Consider the following 16,804-nt stretch of genomic DNA (forward strand, 5'->3'; position numbering starts at 1 on the left):
ACGGAGCATGAGTACTGGAGAGCAGCTTCTCGACGAATACGAGGTTGTCGTCGTGGGCGGCGGAGCGGCCGGACTGAGTGCTGCCCTGGTGCTGGGTCGGTCCCGGCGGTCGGTCCTTGTCCTCGACTCGGGCCAACCCAGGAATGCTCCCGCTGCCGGGGTGCACGGGTTGCTGACCCGAGACGGGATCTCGCCGGAAGAATATGTGGCGATCGGGCGTGAAGAGGTCCAGAGCTACGGCGGACACGTCGTGGACGCGGAGGCACGGGCCGTCAGAGGCGACGTCGATCAAGGCTTCGTGGTCGTTCTGGGCGACGGTCGAGAGGTACGAGCCCGTCGGGTGCTCGTCACCACGGGCCTCACCGACGAACTGCCCAACATTCCCGGTGTGTCCGAACAATGGGGGCGAGGCGTTCTGCACTGTCCCTACTGCCACGGCTGGGAGGTTCGTGACCAGGCGATCGGCGTGCTGGCAGTCACCGAGCAGGCAGCGCACCAAGCGTTGTTGTTCCGGCAGTGGAGTGCCGACGTCATCCTGTTCGTCAACGACTCCGTGCGAGCCACCGATGAGGAATCGGCGCAGCTCGCGGCGCGGGGCGTCCAGGTCGTCGAGGGCCGAGTTGCGGCAGTCGAGTCGTCTGACGGGCGGTTGACCGGGGTGCGGATGGCGGACGGGACGGTCTGGGAGCGGGAGGTCATCGTGGTGATGCCCCGGTTCATCGCACGGGCCGACTTTCTCGTCGATCTGGGTCTGACTCTGACCGACCACCCCAAGGGGGCAGGGCAATTCATCGAGGCGGATGAGACCGGTCTGACCAACGTCCCCGGGGTGTATGTCGCGGGCAACGTGGCGAACCTGATGGCTCAGGTCGGTGGTGCGGCGGCCGACGGTGCGGTTGCGGCGTCCGCGATCAACATGGAACTGGTCACCGAGGACGCTCGCGCAGCCGTCGCGGCTGCGGGCTGATAAAGACCCATCGTCGGGTCGTGCCCCTACTCGTTGTCAGCGTGGTGTGCCCGACGGATTTCTTTTCGGGACCATACCTCTGGCAGAATGGGACGCTGGTTCGCCGGACCCGGCTAGACACCGACCGGCGGTCACACCACCGAACAGCAAAACCGGGCGCCCCAACGATGGGACGTCGCCGAATTGCACTGTGACCACAGAAGGAAGTAACTCGTGTCTGTCAAGATCAAGCTCACCCGCCTCGGCAAGATCCGCAATCCCCAGTACCGCATCGTCGTCGCCGACGCCCGCACCCGTCGCAACGGCCGGGCGATCGAGACCATCGGTCGTTACCACCCGAAGGAAGAGCCGAGCCTGATCGAGGTCGACTCCGAGCGTGCGCAGTACTGGCTGGGAGTCGGCGCACAGCCGACCGAGCCCGTTGCAGCACTGCTCAAGATCACCGGTGACTGGCAGAAGCACAAGGGACTGCCGGGCGCCGAGGGCACGCTGCGTGTTGCCGAGCCCAAGCCCAGCAAGCAGGACCTGTTCAACGCCGCACTCGCCGCCGCTGACAACGGACCATCCGCCGAGGCCACCACACCGAAGAAGAAGGCTGCCAAGAAGGCCGACGATTCTTCGAAGGCCGACGCCCCCAAGGCGGAGGCAGCCGCTGCCGACGAGGCCCCAGCCGAGGCCGCTGACAAGTGAGTGTTGTCGTCGCCGACGCCGTCGAACACCTCGTTCGCGGCATCGTTGCCAACCCTGACGACGTCCGCGTCGAACTGGTCACCGGACGGCGAGGACGTTTTGTCGAGGTTCACGTGAACCCCGAGGACCTCGGTAAGGTCATCGGTCGCAATGGCCGCACGGCCACTGCACTGCGTACTCTGGTCACCGGAATCGGTGGCCGGGGCGTTCGTGTCGACATCGTCGACACCGATCGCTGACGCAGGCACCGAAAAGCGACGACGATGGACCTGGTAATCGGCCGCGTCACCAAAACGCACGGCGTGCGCGGTGAACTGGTGGTCGACGTCCGCACCGACGACCCGGAAGAGCGCTTTGCCATCGGGCAAAAGCTGCGAGGCCGTCTGTCCACCGGTAAGAACACCTTCGTCGAGAGCAGCTACACGGTGACAGCCGCCCGGAACCACTCCGGGCGGCTGTTGCTGTCTGTTGCCGAGGTCGGGGACCGCGACTCGGCCATGGCGCTACGCGGATTGCTGTTCTTGATCGACGCCGACGAGGTTTCGTCCGGCGACGATCCGGACGAGTTCTATGACCATGAACTGCAAGGGGTTCCGGTTCGCACGGTCGATGGCGACGACGTCGGTGTGGTCGCCGACGTGGTGCATCTGCCCGCCGGTGATCTGTTGTCGGTGACCACTGACGAAGGCCGCGAGATCCTGATCCCGTTTGTCACGGCGATCGTGCCGACGGTGAGCCGGAGCCTGATTGAAATCGACCCACCCGACGGTCTGCTGGATCCGGAATGACCGACGAGGCGGGGCCTGCCATCCGTATCGGGGTGGTCTCGATCTTCCCCGACTATCTCGAGCCCATGCGAATGGCATTGCTGGGCAGGGCGATCGACAAGGGGATCGTCGCACTCGACACCTACGATCTGCGCGACTGGACGCACGACGTGCACCGCGCCGTCGACGATTCCCCCTATGGGGGCGGGCCTGGAATGGTGATGAAGCCCACGGTGTGGGGGCCCTGTCTCGACGATGTGTGTCCAGACGACGCGCTTCTCGTGGTGCCCACGCCCGCGGGCGTCCCTTTCACGCAGGCGACCGCCCAGGCGTGGAGCCGCGAGAAGCACATCGTCTTCGCCTGTGGCCGGTACGAGGGGATAGATCAGCGGGTGATCGATGACGCCGCCAAACGCGTTCGTGTGCAGGAGGTCTCGATCGGCGACTTCGTCCTCATCGGGGGTGAGGTGGCTGTCATGGCGATGGTGGAGGCCACCGTTCGCCTGATCGATGGCGTACTGGGAAACGCGTCCTCGCATCAGCAGGATTCGTTCTCCGACGGCCTCCTGGAAGGGCCAAGTTACACCAGGCCGCCGGTGTGGCGCGGGCTCGAGGTCCCCGAGGTCCTCCGCGGCGGTGACCACGCGAAACAGCAGCAGTGGCGCCGCGAACAATCCCTCGCCCGGACAAGGGAGCGTCGCCCCGAGCTCCTACCACCTGAGCAGTAGGACCACACGGCGCTGCCGTCGATCGAGCGTGGGCCACCGACTCGGGTTAACATCTGCGACGCGAGGGGGGACGTTGATGGGGATCGAGCCCGGGCAGGTGGATATCGGCAACAGCGCGTTGGCGGCTGTGCTGATCGAGGTGGATGAGCAGCGCGACCGTCTGCGTGCGCTGGCCGAGGAGATGCGCGAGGCAACCGTCGAGGCAACATCGAAAGACCGCCTCATCACGGTGGTGATCAACGCGCGGGGCTTGCTGACCGGCCTGTCGATCGACCCTCTGGCGATGCGACGTTACCGCGCTGGTCAGCTCGCCGATGAGATCGCTCTCCTGGTGCGGCGCGCTGACGACGAGCTCACCGAACGAAGGAACCGGTTGGTCGGGGAACTCGTCCAAAACCAAGGCCCGGGGTATTCGGACCTTTACTGACGACGGCTGGGTTGAGGCGGCAGCGGGGGAGCAGGCCAATGTACGGAACCGAATCCTTTCGGCTCGATGACGCAGCTGCGCGTGCCGGTGCTGATGAGTTCGCTTCGCTGATCGGCGAGATCGACTCCATCCGCGAGGAAATTGCTGCCGTCGACGCCGAGCTGAGCGCATGCTGCTCGTCCCACGTCGGTGGCGCCATCTTCATGGTCGGCGCAGCGCACCTCTTACACGCGACCGCATCGCTTCTGGATCAGCTCCGATTGTCCCTGGCGGACCACGTCGACGACATCGGCCGCGCATGCACCGACCTGCAGTCCGCCGATATCGGCGTGCCCCTTCCTGCTCCTGGAGCCGAGCGGTGCTGACCACGCCGGGCGAGCAGGGTGAACGACTCCTGCGAGATGCCTGGCCGGCGATCGACCCAGACATGATCGGTCGGTCGGTTGAACGGTATCGTGTTGTGGCGCAACGACTTCTCGCCCTGCAGTCCGACATCGAGGTGGCCACCGCAGAGGTCGCCGCCGCACTGGGCGGCCGGACAGGCAGCGCCTTGGCGGCGAAGGCGACAGCTCTGGCGGACCACGCGGCCACGGCAGCGCGTCTGGTCGATGCCGAATCAAACCTCGCAGCCCGATTCTGTGACTTGGTGGTACTGACTCACGAGCGACTCACCGTGGCCGCGGCGATGGCGGATCGAGACCTGCAGGCGGCGCAGGTGGTCAATGTGACGACGGGCGACATCACCGCGGCCGTGGGCGCCGAACATGCCGCTGCCACCGTGTTGGCCGCCGTCGCCGGGGATTTCGAATCCGGTAGTCGCGAACTCGCTGACACCGCTGCGGCCCACGCCGCTGAGGAGGGTGACAGCGAATACGGCCAGCCAACGGGCAACGCCGTCGGCGCACCGATGATGCCCGGCGCCATGATGGGGGCAGGCTCGGCAATGGCCGCGGCAGCCGGGAAGATGCGCGGCGGCGAGCTGCCCTCTGCCACGGATGTCTCGGCCGCAGACGTCTCGATGTTGCAGACCCGGGCCGCGCATCTGTCCGCGATGCAGCCACCCGAGGTGGCGCCATGGATTCGAATTGCCGTAGGACTCGGGCAAGACCACGATGGACGCCGCATCGTTGTAGTGGGTACCAGTGAACCCGGCGGCTACCTTCGGCCGGGAACGGTGCCCGAACCGAACGAGGTCGTCGTCGGTGACGGCAGGTCCCCTGAACTGGTGATTGTCGACTATCTCGCCGCCCGGGACCTCGTCCCGTTGGCGGTCTGCGCCACCACACGTCCCACTCCCGAGGTCCGGTCGCAGCTGGCAGATGCCGGTGTCACCACATCGTCGGGCGACGAGGGGACGGGCCAGGGGGACGGACAATGAGTGCTCACCGCATCGATGTCCTGGCGTCGGGGGTTGCCGGACTCGTCGATCGGGTGAACCCCCGGCACATCAGCCGAACCGGCCTGCTCGCTGCGGTGATGGCCCTTGACGCTGCGTCGGTACGTACCGAGGGTCCGGTCACCGACGCGCTGAGCTGCTGGAGAAACGGCAGACCATTGAGCCCGGCACAGAAGCTGGCCATCGCATCCCTTCGAGGGCGCTCCGATGCGGCAGCCTTCGCAGCGTCTCATGCAGGCCGGTCAGCCGAGTATCGGACAGAGTTCGCACGAGCGCGAGCGCTCGCAGCGGTGGAGTTCGGAACCGCGGGCACGGGGCGGGAAGGGCTCCGCGATGTGGTGTGTGAGGCGGTCGCAGCGATGGGGTCGACGTCTTTGGTCGCAAACCTCCTGCGCGACCACGTCGGCGACTAATCTCAGCGGATGGGCCATTGGTTCCAAGAATCGATCATCGACAACGGCCGATTACCGCTTTTCATGGCGTACATCGGCTTCATCCTCGGGTTCCTCGGCATCCGGATCAGCGTCCGACTGATCCGTGCCGAGGTCAGCTGGTGGTTCAACAACGTCACCCCCGGTGGCATGCACATCCACCACGTCGTCTTCGGGACCGTGTTGACGATGCTGTCGGGGCTCGGGCTGATAGCGCTCGCCATCAACGGGTCACAGACCACCCTGTCCATCTTCGCCGCGCTGTTCGGTGTCGGTGCCGCGCTTGTGCTCGATGAGTTCGCGCTCATCTTCTATCTGCGGGATGTCTACTGGGCCGAAGAGGGCCGCGCGTCGATCGACGCTGTCTTCGTGGCGGTTGCGGTGATGGGACTGGTTCTCCTCGGGTTCCACCCGCTCGACTGGGCGGGTGTCGACACTGCGGACGTGGTGTCGATCGTGGTGGCCGTCGTCTACTCCGCGTTTGTGCTCCTGCTCGCAGGGGTTGTGCTGCTCAAGGGCAAGATCTGGACAGGGCTGATCGGACTGTTCATCTTCCCGCTTCTTCTGGTGGCGTCGATTCGACTCGCACGCCCGACGTCGCCGTGGGCACGTTGGCGTTACACAAAACGCCCGAAAAAGATGAACGCCGCGGTGAAACGCGAGCGGCGGGTGCGCAGGCCCTTGATCCGCGCGAAGATCTTTCTCCAGGACCTCATGGCAGGCAAACCCGACGTTGCGCACGCGAAGTCCGGCGCCGAGGCGGAACTGGACGCCACCGTGCACGCGGCACCCGCCCCGGGCGAATCGGGGGAGCTGGTGCTCGCCGCCGCGATTTCGTCCGTCGGGGGTGGTTCTGGCACAATTGACCAGTTGCCGTTTGACGGTCAGACGCCGGGTTCGCCCGAGTCGGCTGATCCGTCGCGGAGACCACACGAATCGGAGCACGAACCGGTCGAGCCGCACACCTGAATTGTCCAGGACGAAAGCCGCCAGGTTCCTCTACTCACGCCAACAGCAAGATTGGAACCGACATCATGAACACTCTAGATTTCTTGGACAACAAGTCCTTGCGCGACGATATCCCCGACTTCCGCGCCGGAGACACCCTCAACGTCCACGTCAAGGTCATCGAGGGCTCCAAAGAACGTGTTCAGGTGTTCAAGGGCGTTGTGATCCGTCGTCAAGGCGGCGGCGTTCGTGAGACCTTCACCGTTCGCAAGGTGTCGTTCGGTGTCGGCGTGGAGCGCACCTTCCCCGTGCACAGCCCGAACATTGCCAAGGTCGAGGTCGTCACCCGTGGCGATGTCCGCCGGGCGAAGCTGTACTACCTGCGTGACCTCCGCGGCAAGGCAGCCAAGATCAAAGAAAAGCGCTGACCCACTAGGCTTGCGGCGTGGTAAACACCCCCCGCAATCCTGAGGGTTCAGACCCTTACAGCGACGAGCCGTACGACAGCCGGCCTGCAGACCCGGACCGTGCGGCCGACCCCGATCGGCAAGCACGTCCGTGGCGCCGGATAGACGGCACCGGTGATGTCGCACCGAAGAAGAAGGCGTCGCTGCTACGCGAGACCGCGATCATCTTGATCTGTGTGCTCGCGCTCACGTGGGTTCTCCAGACGTTCATCGGGCGGCAGTACGTGATCCCGTCGGAGTCGATGGAGAACACGCTGCACGGCTGCACCGGTTGCACCAATGACCGGATCGTCATCGACAAGTTGGTATATCGGTGGAGCGACCCCGAGGCCGGCGACGTCGTCGTGTTCAAAGCACCCACGTCATCGTGGGATCAGGGCTGGAAGTCGCCGCGGTCGTCCAACACGGTCATCCGCGGCGCCCAGAACGCCATGTCGTGGTTCGGGTTCGCCCCGCCGGACGAGAACAACCTCGTCAAGCGGATCATCGCCACGGGCGGTCAGCGGGTGGAGTGCCGCAACGCAGATCGCACCGGAGTCAAGGTGAACGGTCAGCCCCTCGATGAGCCGTACATCGACCTGAAGCTCCAGGAAGAGAACGCTCAGATGCGTCCCGGCGATCTCAAAGACGATACGGGGCAGCTCAATTCGTGCTTCGGCGCAGACTTCGGCCCGATCGACGTTCCCGAGGGGTTCGTCTGGGTGATGGGCGACAACCGCGGTAATTCGGCCGACTCCCGGTACCACCAGGACGACGAATTGCGGGGCATGGTGCCCGTCGACGACATACGCGGCAAAGTTCGCTACATCATCTACCCGTTCTCGCGCATCGGCGGTGTCGGCTCCGTCGACCCCCAGAAGTAGGCAACCGGTGGCGACCACCTGGCCACCTCGTGTGGTGATACGGCGAGCCGCCGGCTTGCGTACCCTTGAAGCAGCGCTGTACCGCAGCGGGCTCGGGCCAGTCGCCGGCGTGGACGAGGCAGGGCGTGGAGCGTGTGCCGGACCACTGGTGGTTGCTGCGTGCATCCTCAAGCCGACGCAGCTGATCTCTCTCGCCGATCTCGACGACTCGAAGAAGCTGACGGCGCGGACCCGCGACAAGTTGTACAAGTCCGTGACCCGGCACGCTGTTGCCTGGAGTGCAGTGGTCATCGACGCAAACGAAGTCGACCGGCTGGGTATCCATGTCGTCAACATCGAGGGAATGCGGCGAGCCGTCGCCGGGCTCGGTGTCCAACCGGGCTATGTGCTGTCGGATGGTTTCCGGGTTCCAGGGCTCACCGCGCCCTCCCTGCCGGTGATCGGAGGCGACGGCGCAGCCGCGTGTATCGCCGCCGCCAGCATCATCGCCAAGGTCACCAGAGACAGGATCATGGTCGACATGGACACGTCGTTGCCCGGATATGGGTTTGCCGTCCACAAGGGCTACAGCACCGAGATGCACATGCAGTGTCTCGACGAGCTCGGCCCGTCCCCACAACACAGGATGTCGTATCGCAATGTGCGGCTACGGGTGCGCGTGGGCGAGACCGCAGGACGTTAGGCTGAGGGAATGAGCGCCGAAGATCTCGAGAAGTACGAAACCGAGATGGAACTGTCCCTGTACCGCGAGTACAAGGACATCGTCGGTCAATTCACCTACGTGGTCGAGACGGAACGTCGGTTCTATCTGGCGAACGCGGTCGAGATGGTGCCCCGAAATGCGGACGGCGAGGTCTACTTCGAGGTCCGGATGAGTGACGCCTGGGTCTGGGACATGTATCGCCCCGCTCGATTCGTGAAACAGGTACGGGTGATCACGTTCAAGGACGTCAACATCGAGGAACTGGAAAAACAGGACCTGCGTCTACCCGAAGACGGTGTGCTCGGCGACTAGCGGGGCACGGCTTGGGTTCGTCGCAGCAGGAGGCTGATCATCGCGAGAACAAGAGCCGTTGCTGCGATCGCCCACAAGATGATCGACAGTGCAGCGAGAAATGAATGCGCGGCGGCTTCCCGTGCGGCGGTCTTGAGTTCCGGTGCGGCAGCAGCGGCCACCGTTGCTCGAACATCGCCCGGTGTCGCCGGCTTCTGAGCCTCGGTTGCACCGCACCCAGGCGGGGTCTGTTCCGGATGGGCCGACGACAGCTGCAGATTCGCGCACCGAGAGAACTCATCGACGACCACTGGCCGGAACGGGGGAGCCACCGAGGTGGTCTCCAAGCCCCGCGACAGTGAGGAGGCGGCCTGATCCACCGCCGACGGCGATTGTGCGGCAACCTGATTGAAGAACGCGATGCTGATCACGGCGAGCCCGATCGAGCACCCGATCTGCTGGATGGTGGGAATGGAACCGGATGCCGAGCCCACATTGGATTCGGTGGTCCCGGACAAGATGGTCGCCTGCAGTGGCGCGACGAACAAACCGGTGCCCACGCCGCCGATCAACAGGGGCGTCACGAGCACCGCGATGTCCAGTGAGCCGCCGGCAGGATCGATGATCATGGCGGTCCAGCCGAGACACACGGCGAACGCGACCATTCCCAGCGCGAGGGTGCGGGCACCGATGCGGCCGACCAAGATGGGGGAGATCAACGAACCCATAGCGGCGCCGACCGCGAAAGGGAAGGTCAATACGCCTGTTCGAAGCGCCGAGTAGCCGAGACCGAATTGGGCTGCGATGGACACGGTGAAAAAGAATGCGGCGAAGACGCTGAAGAACGCCAGCGACAACACGGCGCCGACCGTGAAGTTCCGGTTCTGGAACAGATCGAGTCGCAGCAGGGGACTGCCGCCGCGGCGCTGGAGTCGGCGCTCGTAGAACACGAATACCGTCAGGAGCACGATCGAGACGACAAGCATCACGAGAAGCCATATCGGCCAGTCTTTCTCGCGCCCGAGCGCCAAGGGGTAGATGAGCAGGAAGAGTCCCGCGCTAGAGAGCACCATCCCCGCCACGTCCAACGGCTCCCGTTCGCCGGGTTTGACGTCCGGCAGATAGCGAAAGGCGAGGACGCAGGCAATCATCCCGAGCGGGAGGTTGACGAGGAAGATCGTCCGCCAGCCCAGGTCGAAGATGTCGGCGGCGATGAGACCGCCCCCGAGCATCGGGCCCAGCATCGCTGCGACCCCCGCGGTGGCGCCGTACATCCCGAACACCACGCCGTGTTTGACCCGCGGGAACAACACGGAGATGATCGCGATCGTCTGCGCTGACGCCGCCGCGGCGCTGACGCCTTGTGCGCCGCGTAGCGCAATCAACTCGGTTGCCCCGGTGGCTGTTCCGCACAGTACCGACGTCACGGTGAAGCCGGCGAGTGCAATCAGGAACACCCGGCGCCTGCCGAACATCTCACCCAGACGTGAACTCGTCATCAGGGTGCAGGCGAACGCAAGCGTGTACACCGTGGCGACGAGGAGCTGCGCCGAATAGGACGCGTCGAGGTCGGTGGCCAGACTCGGCAGTGCGATGTTGACGATGGTGGTGTCCACCATCTGCATGAACACCGCGATCAGGCAGGCTGCAAATGCCAGCCAGGCCCGCCGCGGGGCGATCTCGGGCTGTTGTGGCTGTAGCGCAACAGATTCCGGTAGCGACACTGCTATGTCGCCAGGGCCGCCACCGACGGGCTGTAGTCGCCGTGCGCAGCAATGGTGGTGAAGATCTCCGACAGCCGGTCGACGTACAACTTGATCGAAGCGTGTGCCTCATCGGTGTCCGGGAAGAGCAGACTGATCGTCGTCTCATCGTTGAAGCGGTTGATCCAGAGGAAGACTTCTTCTGAGCTTCCCCGGTTGCCGAACAGCCCGGTGTTGATGGCGTCGAACAGATCGACGCCCGGCAGCTTGCGGACGTCGATGTACGAGACCATCGGCACCGACCATCCAGGGTCGACATTGACCCCGTGGTCTGGTCCGGCGAGTTGCAGCACACGGTGAAACGAGACGTCGGTGAGTTCTTTGCCCGAGTCGTACGAGGCTTGAGCGGCTCCGACGACGGACGTGAAGGTCGAGGATTCGTCCACGGTGACCGGCACGGGGATGAGACTGGTGAACCAGCCGATCGAGCTGAACTCGGCGGGGGTGGAGCGAGTGCTCTTGGGGGTCAGGCCGAAGTAGTTCGACGCTCCGGTGAACTCATAGCTGGCCAGTGCGGCAACCGCGAGCACTCCGGGGGTGAATGCGGCGCCGTGGTCACGGCACACCGTGGCGAACTTTTCGGCATCGGCTTCGCTGAACAACGTCGTCGACAGGTGGGCGGTGCGCGCATAGCTGGCGCTGGCGACGCCCAGGTCGAGAGGGAAGGTCGGGAGCCGACCCGCGTTCGAGTGGACCAGATCGATCCAGCGCTGGACGTGAGGCGACTCCAACGTCAACGAGGCAGAGCCCGCGCGTTCTCTGGCGCAATATTCGACATAACTGCCGACGTCGGCCAGACCGCTCGGTGTTCCCTGGCTCTCACTCGAATACAGCTGCAGGAGTTCGACAACGGTCAGTGCGGACGAGATTCCGTCGGTCACCAAGTGGTCGAAAGCCGCGTACAAAGTGAAACCGGTCTCGTGTTCGATGGTGCCGAATGTGAAGCAATCCCAGTTGAACGGCCCGGGAGTCTCGGTCTCGACGTGCGCGCGAATTGCGTCGGGGGAGTCGAACTCGCCGTGTGGGGTGGGTCGGAAGTCGATGACGCTGGGGTCCACCACATGCCGAACTATTGATCCGTCGGTTTCGCGGGAGAACCAGCTGTGGAAGGTGTCGTGGCGCCCGAGGAACGTGTTGATCGTCCGGGTCATGGCATCGACGTCGAGCGGAGTCTGAAAGTCGAACGCCACCAGGCACAATCGAGAGAACCGGAAACCGACTGTCTCGTTCCGGGCGGCGGTCAGCAGATACTCTTCTTGCTGATGTGAGGCGGGGGTGGGATGCACCGGAGCGCCCTTCGCCTCATCCAGCGAGGCCGGGGACGCAACCCAGCTCGTGAGCCGGCCCGTGGCTGGTTCCCACTCGTTGATCAGACCGAAATTGACCATGTTCAGCTCCTGTCGAAGTAGCGCAAAAGCGCACTGGTGGCCGGGGCGAATGGTGAAACGCTGCACTGACTGCGAGCAGGCGGCTTTCTGTGTTCGGCAATTCGCAACACAAAATGCCAAATGCATTTCAAGTAATTTGTTCGACATCCGCGCTACGACGTCTGAAAGACGCCTCGGCCCGACCCTTTGTCGCGTTGTCGTGCACCCGTGAAACTACAGCGAAGATTAGCGGATGACAACAGCTGTTGAGAAATAAAGATCTAACACAACAAAAAATCTTCCTTAAGATCTGGGCGGGTTGTACCGTCTGCGTCCCGTGGTGCAGTGGCGCCGTGGTTGGATGTGCCAAAGTCGTGGCGGCGCCATGGGTTCTGACGTGCCCAACTGTCGGGTGAACCCTGTGGTGCCGCACCAGAGAGGATTCTCGTGAAGTGGCGCATCGGTGGTACACCTCGTCTCACAAATCGAAATGTAGAAACGACTGTTGTCACATTTGTGGCGACCGTATTGGTCCTGACAGTATTCGGCTCGGGATCGGCAATTGCCGATCCTGACACGCAACCAATTGTCGGTTCCGCGACCGCGGCCGACGGTTCTCGGGTGGTGAACACGGTCGAACAGGTCGACGGGGTCGTGGACGTGACCGTGAGGTCGGCCGAGATGGGCGCGGACCTGATGGTCAAGGTGCTGCCGGCACAGGACCGGTCGAGTCCTGCGCCCACGATGTACCTGCTCAACGGAGCAGCTGGTGGCGACGGTGGAAGCAGCTGGTTCGATCAGACCGACATCGCATCCTTCTTCAAGGGCCGCAACGTGAATGTGGTGGTACCGATGGGTGGGGCGGCGAGTTACTTCGCGGACTGGCGCAATGACGACCCGAAACTCGGTCGCCAGAAGTGGGCCACCTATTTGACCGAGGAGTTGCCGCCGCTGATGGATGCGCTCCTGAACGGCAACGGGCGCAACGCGATCGCGGGCATCTCGATGGCCGGGACCTCGGTGTTCCAGCTGGCCCTGAAGTCCCCTGATCTGTACCGCGCCGTCGGATCGTACAGCGGTTGCGCGATGACCAGCGACCCCGAAGGCCAGGCCTACGTCCGACTGACCGTCGAGATCCGTGGCGGCGGGAACACGGTGAACATGTGGGGCCCACCGACCGATCCCGAGTGGGTCCGCAACGACCCGTATGTGAATGCCGAGAAGTTGCGCGGCAAAGCCATCTACATCTCGAACGGTACGGGTCTGCCCGGCCAGTACGACGTGATCGACGGGCCCGGCATCGACGGAAACGGATCCAAGCTCGCCGAGCAGATCGCGGTCGGCGCGGTCATCGAGACGGCTACCAACCGCTGCACACTCAAGATGCGTGACCGATTGCAGCAGTTGGGGATTCCCGCCACAGTCGATCTGCGATCAACCGGCACTCACAGCTGGGGTTACTGGCAGGACGATCTTCACAAGTCCTGGCCCATGATCAACGCGGCCCTGACCCGATAGCCGGGACTGACTGTGCGGCCGACTGACGGTCGATCTGACGTCGTCCGTGGTTGCGCAGAGCAAGGGTCACACCGGCGAGTGCCGTCGAGATCGCTGCCAGGGTCCACAGAACCGCCGTGAAGGCCGCCAGGAACGTGCGTGAGGCGGCTTGGCGGGCCGCTGCGGTGACGTCCGGTTCGGCTTGGGCTGCGACGGCGGAACGAGGCCCGTCCGCGTACGGCTTGATGGCATCGTCTGCGCCGGGACACCCTGGTCCGGGGGTGTCCGGGTGTGCTGAACCCAACTGGGCAGTGGCGCAGCGACCGAACTCGCGAACGACAAACGGCCGCGCGAGGGGGGCAACCTCGGAAGTGCCGAGACTGTGCGACAGACTGGTCTGCGCTTCCTGCACAGCCTGTTTCGATTGCGCGACAACAGCTGCGAAGAAAAGCAGGCTGATCACGGCCGTCCCCACGGATGCTCCGATCTGCTGGACGGTGGGGATGGTCCCCGAGGCGGAACCGACAGTCCGCTCTGAGGTGTCCGAGAGCATCGTCGCCTGCAACGGCGCGACGAACAGTCCCATGGCCACGCCGCCGACGGCCAACGGAAGGATGATCGACGACACCTCGATACCGGCGGCGGGGTCGATGATCACGGCCGTGTAGACGAGTGACCCGCTGAACAAGACAACTCCCGTCGTCAACGTCAGTGCCCCGATCCTTCTGACGAGCAGCGCCGAGACAACCGAACCGACCGCGGCGCCGATGGCAAAAGGGAGGGTGAGCAGGCCGGTTCGCAACGGTGAGAATCCAAGGCCGAATTGTGCGGTCACCGAGACGGTGAAGAAGAATGCGGCAAACACGCCGAAGAACAGCAGCGACAGGACTGATCCGACGGCGAACGACCTACTGGTGAACAGTTGGAGGTCCAGCAGGGGATAGCCGCCCCGTCTGCCGAGGCGGTGCTGGTGAACGATGAAGAGGCACAGCACCACCACCGACCCCACCAGCATCCACAACTGCCAGGTCGGCCAGCCCCTCTCGCGCCCGGTGGCCAGTGGGAGAACGAGCAGGAACAACCCGGCGGTCGACAGCGCGACTCCCGGAAGATCGAGGCCCGGACGGGTGGTGGCATGAAGGGCCGGAAGACATCGATGGCCCACGACGCAGGCGATCATGCCGAGGGGAAGGTTGACGAGGAAGATCATGCGCCAGCCAAGACCCCACAGGTCTGCTGAGATGAGGAGGCCCCCGAGCGTCGGTCCGAGCATGGCGGCGACTCCGGCCGTCGCGCCATAGATGCCGAACACCGCTGGATGCCGGGACTTGGGGAACGAGGCCGAGATGATGGCGATGGTCTGGGCCGATGCCAGTGCCGCGCAAGCGCCCTGAACAGCTCTCAACACGATGAGTTCTGTTGAGCCGGTGGCGGTCCCGCACAGCACGGATACCACCGTGAACCCCGCGAGAGCGCCGATGAACAATCGTCGACGGCCCCACCGTTCGCCCAGGCGAGAAGCGGTCAGAAGAAAGCACGCGAAAGTCAGTGTGTACGCGGTGAGTACAAGCAATTGCTCGCCAGACGAGGCGTGGAGTCCGGACCCGAGGCTGGGCAGGGCAATGTTCACGATCGTCATGTCGACCATCTGCATGGACACTGCGATGAGACAACAGGCCAGAGCCGGCCACGATGCTCTCCGCGAAGGCGCCCCCTGTGAATCTTTCGTGCAACAAGGAGTGGTGACGGGAGCAGGAAGCGGAGCTCGTGGTCTCAACCTGTCACCTGACGAACACCTGGGCTGGGTGCGTAGTCGCCCTCGGAGATGATCGTCTTGAAGATCTGCCGTACCCGGTCCACATAGATGTCCACCGATGCGCGGGCCTGCGCGGTGTCAGGGAACAGCAGGCTCATGGATGTCTCATCGGCGAATCGATTGACCCACGTGTACACCTCGTCCGATGTACCGCGGTTGCCGTAGAACCTCGCGTTGATGGACTCGAACTCGGAGACGCCCGGTAGTCGACGCGCGTCCATGATCGAGACCATCGGCACCGACCATCCGGGTTCGGTCCTGATGCCGAGGTCGGGTTCATCGGAGACGAGTTCGAGCACTCGGTGGAACGAGACGTCAGACAGTTTGCGTCCGGCAAGGTAGGCGACCTGCGCTTGGCGAACCAGAGTTTTGAACGTCGACGAATCGTCGATGTCGATCGGTACGGGAATCAGACTGGTGAACCAGCCGACCGCGCTGAACTCCGCGGGAGTCGTCCGCGTGCTCTTGGGCGTGATGGCCAGATAACGACGATCGCCTGTGAACTCGTGCGCAGCGAGGCCGGCGACGGTGAGTACCGCCGCGATGAACCCTGCCCGACCGTCCCGGCAGATCCGGACCAGTGTCTTCGCGTCCTGTTCGTCGAACAATGTGACCGTCAGGTGTGCGCTCCGCGCGTTTTCTGTACTTTCGTGGCCGAGGTCCAGCGGAAAGGTCGGGAGGCGGCCACCATTGGCCTGGACGAGTTCGATCCATCGCTGCACAGGCGGGGAGTCCAGCGACAGCTGAGCCGATGCTGTTCGTTCCCGATGGCAATAATCGATGTAGCTGCCGGGCGGAGCGAGATCGTTGTCGCGGCCGAGCCGCGCATTGTCATAGAGAGCAATCGCGTCGACAAGTGAGATCGCCTGTGAAATCGGGTCGGAGTGCAGGTGGTCGATGGCGGCATACATGGTGAACCCGCAGTCGTGTTCGATGGTGCCGAATGTGAAGCAATCCCACTCGAAGGGGCCCGGCGTCTCAAGTTGTACCAGTTCCCTTATCTCGTCAGGGTCCGCGATGACATCGTGGTGATGCGGAATGAAATCGATTGTCGTGGGATCGATGACCCGACGGGCGACGGAGTCATCGGGTTCGATGGAGAACCAACTGAGGTGAGTGTCGTGCCGCCGGAGGAAGGCGTTGACGGCGGTGGTCATGGCGGCGTGATCAAGCGTGTGATCTTGATCGAAGGTGCCGACATACAGCCGCGACGACCTGATCTGCGAGTTCTGCCGACAAGCTGCAGTCCGCAGATACTCTTCCTGTTGGTGTGAGGGTGGCGTGGGGTGGATGGGCGCTTGCTGTGCCTGTGTGATCGATGCCAGTGACGCCGACCAAATGGTCACTCTGCCAGTGGGTGGCTTCCAATCATCGATGAGACCGAAATTGACCATGTCATCTCCTGGACGTCCTGGGCCGAAAACGCGGAGGCAATCAAAATGCGCCGACAAATCTTGCCGACTGTAGTGCTGCGTTTTGGCTCGAGACGTCGTATTGTCCGTAATGTCTACGCCCCCGAAGACAATTCGATGTCATTGTGCTCAGAGTGCCGAACAACGATGCGGCTCTCGTCGATGACGGTACAGATTCCCTGGTGGTCGGGCAACCGGAATGCCAGAAACTATTGCGTGTGAACGATCCTTTTCATAGGGATGCACTTTCTAAAGTGCCGATCTGTTCGCA

General features: G+C 63.7%; 19 protein-coding genes. 15 read left to right on the top strand and 4 right to left on the bottom strand.

Features of this window, described 5'->3' with window-relative positions:
* The first annotated feature begins 7 nt into the window (after positions 1 to 7).
* The 14 genes from CSW57_RS22690 (at position 8) to CSW57_RS22755 (ending at position 8,699) form a co-directional block, all read left to right on the top strand.
* A complete protein-coding gene (locus CSW57_RS22690) occupies positions 8 to 967 on the top strand; it encodes an NAD(P)/FAD-dependent oxidoreductase (RefSeq protein ID WP_099384890.1) in 960 nt (319 codons plus the stop codon).
* A gap of 213 nt (positions 968 to 1,180) precedes the next feature.
* Positions 1,181 to 1,657: a 30S ribosomal protein S16 gene (gene rpsP, locus CSW57_RS22695; protein ID WP_023960319.1), complete on the top strand. Its 477-nt coding sequence runs from the start codon at positions 1,181 to 1,183 to the stop codon at positions 1,655 to 1,657.
* Positions 1,654 to 1,896: an RNA-binding protein gene (locus CSW57_RS22700; protein WP_020107279.1), complete on the top strand. Its 243-nt coding sequence runs from the start codon at positions 1,654 to 1,656 to the stop codon at positions 1,894 to 1,896. Before rpsP ends, CSW57_RS22700 begins: the two co-directional genes overlap by 4 nt.
* Positions 1,897 to 1,920: 24 nt before the next feature.
* Positions 1,921 to 2,445 carry a ribosome maturation factor RimM gene (gene rimM / locus CSW57_RS22705; protein ID WP_099384891.1) on the top strand — a complete coding sequence of 175 codons (525 nt, stop codon included), beginning with the start codon at positions 1,921 to 1,923 and terminating at the stop codon, positions 2,443 to 2,445.
* A gap of 20 nt (positions 2,446 to 2,465) precedes the next feature.
* Positions 2,466 to 3,152 carry a tRNA (guanosine(37)-N1)-methyltransferase TrmD gene (trmD, locus tag CSW57_RS22710; protein WP_099385050.1) on the top strand — a complete coding sequence of 229 codons (687 nt, stop codon included), beginning with the start codon at positions 2,466 to 2,468 and terminating at the stop codon, positions 3,150 to 3,152.
* A gap of 76 nt (positions 3,153 to 3,228) precedes the next feature.
* Positions 3,229 to 3,579 carry a YbaB/EbfC family nucleoid-associated protein gene (locus CSW57_RS22715; RefSeq protein WP_143696597.1) on the top strand — a complete coding sequence of 117 codons (351 nt, stop codon included), beginning with the start codon at positions 3,229 to 3,231 and terminating at the stop codon, positions 3,577 to 3,579.
* Positions 3,580 to 3,617: 38 nt separating this feature from the next.
* Positions 3,618 to 3,944, top strand: a complete 327-nt coding sequence (locus CSW57_RS22720; protein WP_099384893.1) for a hypothetical protein — start codon at positions 3,618 to 3,620, stop codon at positions 3,942 to 3,944.
* Positions 3,938 to 4,957 carry a hypothetical protein gene (locus CSW57_RS22725; protein ID WP_099384894.1) on the top strand — a complete coding sequence of 340 codons (1,020 nt, stop codon included), beginning with the start codon at positions 3,938 to 3,940 and terminating at the stop codon, positions 4,955 to 4,957. Before CSW57_RS22720 ends, CSW57_RS22725 begins: the two co-directional genes overlap by 7 nt.
* A complete protein-coding gene (locus CSW57_RS22730) occupies positions 4,954 to 5,388 on the top strand; it encodes a hypothetical protein (protein ID WP_099384895.1) in 435 nt (144 codons plus the stop codon). The genes CSW57_RS22725 and CSW57_RS22730 overlap by 4 nt, the downstream gene beginning before the upstream one ends.
* Before the next feature lie 9 nt (positions 5,389 to 5,397).
* The gene (locus CSW57_RS22735; RefSeq protein ID WP_099384896.1) at positions 5,398 to 6,375 is read left to right on the top strand and encodes a hypothetical protein; all 978 of its coding nucleotides are present in this window, start codon (positions 5,398 to 5,400) and stop codon (positions 6,373 to 6,375) included.
* 65 nt (positions 6,376 to 6,440) lie between these two features.
* The gene (gene rplS, locus CSW57_RS22740) at positions 6,441 to 6,782 is read left to right on the top strand and encodes a 50S ribosomal protein L19 (protein WP_030163641.1); all 342 of its coding nucleotides are present in this window, start codon (positions 6,441 to 6,443) and stop codon (positions 6,780 to 6,782) included.
* A gap of 17 nt (positions 6,783 to 6,799) precedes the next feature.
* The gene (lepB, locus tag CSW57_RS22745; protein ID WP_099384897.1) at positions 6,800 to 7,684 is read left to right on the top strand and encodes a signal peptidase I; all 885 of its coding nucleotides are present in this window, start codon (positions 6,800 to 6,802) and stop codon (positions 7,682 to 7,684) included.
* 7 nt (positions 7,685 to 7,691) lie between these two features.
* The gene (locus CSW57_RS22750) at positions 7,692 to 8,366 is read left to right on the top strand and encodes a ribonuclease HII (protein ID WP_099384898.1); all 675 of its coding nucleotides are present in this window, start codon (positions 7,692 to 7,694) and stop codon (positions 8,364 to 8,366) included.
* Between the two features lie 9 nt (positions 8,367 to 8,375).
* Positions 8,376 to 8,699 (top strand): DUF2469 domain-containing protein, encoded by a 324-nt coding sequence (locus CSW57_RS22755; protein WP_023960295.1) that lies wholly within the window; start codon positions 8,376 to 8,378, stop codon positions 8,697 to 8,699.
* Here the strand turns inward: CSW57_RS22755 and CSW57_RS22760 are convergent.
* Together CSW57_RS22760 and CSW57_RS22765 are read right to left on the bottom strand one after the other, a co-directional pair.
* Complete coding sequence (locus CSW57_RS22760; RefSeq protein WP_223249446.1) at positions 8,696 to 10,402, bottom strand: DHA2 family efflux MFS transporter permease subunit; 1,707 nt, start codon at positions 10,400 to 10,402, stop codon at positions 8,696 to 8,698. The two genes, CSW57_RS22755 and CSW57_RS22760, sit on opposite strands and share 4 nt — an antisense overlap.
* A gap of 2 nt (positions 10,403 to 10,404) precedes the next feature.
* Positions 10,405 to 11,829: a condensation domain-containing protein gene (locus tag CSW57_RS22765; protein ID WP_099384899.1), complete on the bottom strand. Its 1,425-nt coding sequence runs from the start codon at positions 11,827 to 11,829 to the stop codon at positions 10,405 to 10,407.
* A 495-nt stretch (positions 11,830 to 12,324) separates the two neighbouring features.
* Here CSW57_RS22765 and CSW57_RS22770 point away from each other — a divergent pair, with 495 nt between their 5' ends.
* Positions 12,325 to 13,326: an alpha/beta hydrolase gene (locus tag CSW57_RS22770; protein WP_370624021.1), complete on the top strand. Its 1,002-nt coding sequence runs from the start codon at positions 12,325 to 12,327 to the stop codon at positions 13,324 to 13,326.
* Here CSW57_RS22770 and CSW57_RS22775 read toward each other — a convergent pair.
* Together CSW57_RS22775 and CSW57_RS22780 are read right to left on the bottom strand one after the other, a co-directional pair.
* Positions 13,304 to 15,082, bottom strand: coding sequence for an MFS transporter (locus CSW57_RS22775; protein WP_262982259.1), 1,779 nt, complete (start codon positions 15,080 to 15,082; stop codon positions 13,304 to 13,306). The two genes, CSW57_RS22770 and CSW57_RS22775, sit on opposite strands and share 23 nt — an antisense overlap.
* On the bottom strand, positions 15,079 to 16,515 hold the full coding sequence (locus CSW57_RS22780; protein ID WP_099384901.1) for a condensation domain-containing protein: 1,437 nt from the start codon (positions 16,513 to 16,515) through the stop codon (positions 15,079 to 15,081). The genes CSW57_RS22775 and CSW57_RS22780 overlap by 4 nt, the downstream gene beginning before the upstream one ends.
* Between the last annotated feature and the right edge of the window lie 289 nt (positions 16,516 to 16,804).

It is taken from the genome of Williamsia muralis, assembly GCF_002735905.1.
GTDB classification, from domain to species: Bacteria; Actinomycetota; Actinomycetes; order Mycobacteriales; family Mycobacteriaceae; genus Williamsia; species Williamsia muralis_A.